This window comes from Catenibacterium sp. co_0103, from assembly GCF_004168205.1.
In the GTDB taxonomy this organism is placed as follows: domain Bacteria; phylum Bacillota_I; class Bacilli_A; order Erysipelotrichales; family Coprobacillaceae; genus Catenibacterium; species Catenibacterium mitsuoka_A.
The window spans coordinates 1-3,261 of record NZ_RCYB01000148.1; the positions used below are offsets into that span (position 1 = coordinate 1).

3 protein-coding genes are annotated in these 3,261 nt (G+C 36.3%); 1 reads left to right on the forward strand and 2 read right to left on the reverse strand.

Features of this window, described 5'->3' with window-relative positions; all coding sequences use genetic code 11:
- Positions 1–157 precede the first annotated feature (157 nt).
- Together EAI80_RS12510 and EAI80_RS12515 are read right to left on the reverse strand one after the other, a co-directional pair.
- Positions 158–1,873 (reverse strand): hypothetical protein, encoded by a 1,716-nt coding sequence (locus tag EAI80_RS12510; RefSeq protein ID WP_129982303.1) that lies wholly within the window; start codon positions 1,871–1,873, stop codon positions 158–160.
- Positions 1,874–1,982: 109 nt separating this feature from the next.
- Positions 1,983–2,168, reverse strand: coding sequence for a hypothetical protein (locus tag EAI80_RS12515; RefSeq protein ID WP_129982304.1), 186 nt, complete (start codon positions 2,166–2,168; stop codon positions 1,983–1,985).
- Positions 2,169–2,473: 305 nt separating this feature from the next.
- Between EAI80_RS12515 and EAI80_RS12520 the strand changes: the two genes are divergently transcribed.
- Positions 2,474–3,109 (forward strand): ThuA domain-containing protein, encoded by a 636-nt coding sequence (locus EAI80_RS12520; RefSeq protein WP_129982305.1) that lies wholly within the window; start codon positions 2,474–2,476, stop codon positions 3,107–3,109.
- The last annotated feature ends 152 nt before the right edge of the window (positions 3,110–3,261 follow it).

Consider the following 3,261-nt stretch of genomic DNA (forward strand, 5'->3'; position numbering starts at 1 on the left):
ATGATTTGAGTTAGGTGGCTATAAAGTAGAAAAATAGGCGTTAAGTTAAATTTAATGATCTAGTAGCAACATTTTTCTTAAATTGAGCATTAATTTATAACTCCTTGCATCTCTTTTTAAATATCGTTATGATCAAAAAAACTAATATTTCATACAACTAAAGGATATTCTCTGGCTTAGACATGCGCCCAGTCCAGCCTAGACTATTTGCCCAGGTTTTATATGAGCGTTTCTCTTCCAAATTATTTCCGTTAATGGTTTCAAGGAACTTACAGAATCCGCCAATTCCACCCACATCATCCACAAGATTCATACCATCCCATGCTGTACAAATAGGTTTTTCTTTCTTCTTTATGGCCTTGATTTTATCCAGAAAATCTCCGATAATTTCATTCCCAAAAGCATCTACATAAAGAGCTTTTTCCTGAACGAATCCATTTCTATCGCTCTTCATATTTCCTTCTTCGTCACGAGCATATGTGCTGCAATCAAACCAGGCATTGGTACAAGTAATCTTCACTTCCCAACCATCACCGTAATCATATCTGTAAATCAAACTGCTTAAAGCAGGGATTGGTTCCGGATTATTGTCAATAATCAGAGTACGCATCGCTCTATCCAGTTCCTCCATCTGCTCAAAATAAGGTAATAATCTACCTCGATTCGGCTCACCCTTCTTTGAAATGAGTTTTTTCCATTTTTCAGCAATCAAATCCATCTTATGCTGCATTGTCTGAAATCTCTGTAATGTTGCTTTTCTTTCATTCTCAACAATTTTTAAAGAAACCTCTTTTTCTTGTTTCCATTTCGTCCAGTCTGTTTTTTCTGCAGGTGTATTAAGAATCGTGCACAGCATAGGCCGTTCAATCATTTCTTCGCACTGGCCTTCCATATACACATTCCAGTCTCGCTGATCTGTCGATTTGTTTTGAATTTCCGGAAAATTCTTACGAAAACGCTCGACTTCCAACTGTGACATCAGGTAATGTTCCCCCATTCCGCCATATTCATACGGGCCGCTGTATTTTCTCTTCAGCCATGATTTAAAGCTCATATCCTCTTCGTAATCATCATCCCAGTAAATATCATCATAGTTTTCACTTGGAAATCGAAAATACATACCAACTTGTCTTGTCCATTCGGAAACCTTACTTCCATCAGTCATTTTATCAAATTCTTCCTCTGTTGGAACAAAACTATGAAGATGACTATTCTCCCAGCCAAATGCTTTTTGAATTGCATAATGCAAGGCGTGTAATGTCATGTTTCCCGGAACAATAAAGTCTCTGGAAATGGATTTTTCCATTCGGCCATAGTTCTTTAAAATTTCGGTTTCTCTCTCATCCACATATTTCATATCCAGTTCCAGATGAAGTTCCATTGCCATTGGAATACGCTTCATCTCTGCTTCGATCTTGTTCCAGAGTTTTTTCTTTTCATTCAAAAGGAGCTCCCGCTCTGTCCTTAATTCTTCCAATTTCTTCTTTTGTGCCTGAATCCCATCTGTCTGTTTTTTTGATTTTACTTCAGTCTTTGTCACCTGATTCTGTGCTGCTTTTTTCATACGATTTCTATACCCCTCACTTCGGATTGCTTCATTACTTCGCGCCTCACCACCATACTGCCCCCGGCTATATGGCATATAAGACTGCACATTCTTCTCAGAAATGATAAGCTTCTCTGCAATCTCTGCTACATTTAATCCCTGCTTTGAAAGTTCCGCAATCTGATCACTGGTCTTACTATGCCACAGGCCTTCCGTAATCAGAACACGCCTTACCTTAATCGGATAGGAGTTTAAAGATTCTGCAGTTTTCTTTACAGACCCCGTCTCCATATATGTATCAATAATCTGTTGATATAATTCATCCATATAAACGGCTCCTCTCAAAAATTATAGATAGCCTATCTGTAATTAAAGTATATCATTCACACATTTTTTGTGTCAACCTTACCTTTTTGTCATCAAAAAAAGCCACAGATTAAATAATCAATAAAAATTTTCCATCAAAATCATTGCCCCAACCATTCAATTCATTGATGGATGAGAATGACAATTTTCCACAATCAGGTAATGTAATTCCGTTTTTTATAAGTATTTCTTCAACAGTATCGATAATTGGAAAGCAATGTTTGGGATCTCCTGAAGCTCTTCCTTCATATACCATTGAAAATTCAAATAGTTTAGTTCATCGCTGGGATCATCTTCAGTTCCTTGGGGAATCCCTTTATATAGTTCTTTGAGGGTATAGAATTCATCTTTGGATAATGAATTAGACATTTCATCACTATACTCATCATATTGAAATAGTAAATCAGGGATTTTTTTACATTATTTTCGTTGAATCAACACATCCGAAAGATTATAATGAAAATAAGTTTGAGTTAAATAAATATGAATTTAACTCACATCTTAAAAACGAGAATTCACAAAAACCTAGCCATAAAATGGTGATGAAAGGACGTATAACTTATGAGTAAAAAAGTATTTGTTTTGGTACACGATTACTGGCATCACGATGATTCCATCAAGCCTATGATGGACTATCTGTTTAACGCAGATTATGAAGTAACATTCACAAAGAACCCAAATGATTATTTCAAAGGGCAGTTTGATTTGTTTTTGTCTTTCAAAGATCCTATTGAAAATGATCAGATTCCTACTCCAATCTGGTGTGATGAAAAATGGACGGAGAAATTTCTGAATGATGTTCAGAATGGTATGGGAACGATTATGCTTCACGCAGCACTTACTGATTACACAGAAAATCACGCAATCCTCACAAATGTTGTAAGAAGTAACTTTATCACTCATCCCAAAAAATGTCCACTTACTGTAAAACCGATAGCAGAACATCCGATTATTGAAGACATTGGCGAATTCATATTCCCTGATTTTGACGAACATTATGTAATGAAAATGATTCCGAATACTGATACAACGATTCTTGCAGAAACCGTTTCAAAGAACGGCGTTCAGCCTGCTGTATGGATTCACACCTATGGCAAGGGAAAAATCTGCTGTATCGTTCCTGCACACACTACCCAAAATCTAACCTATGAACCATTTGTCAAACTTGTAAAGAATGCTATCGATTGGGTTCAATAGCATTAATAGAGCGTCAAATCTCATTTTGTCGATTTGAATAAAATCAAAGCAGCCCCTCTGTGCAAATCTAATCACGGTAATTTAAAATAACTAGGGGTTTCCTAAATTTTAATTATCACGCAGTAAGGGGTGAATCTCACCCCTTATTTCTT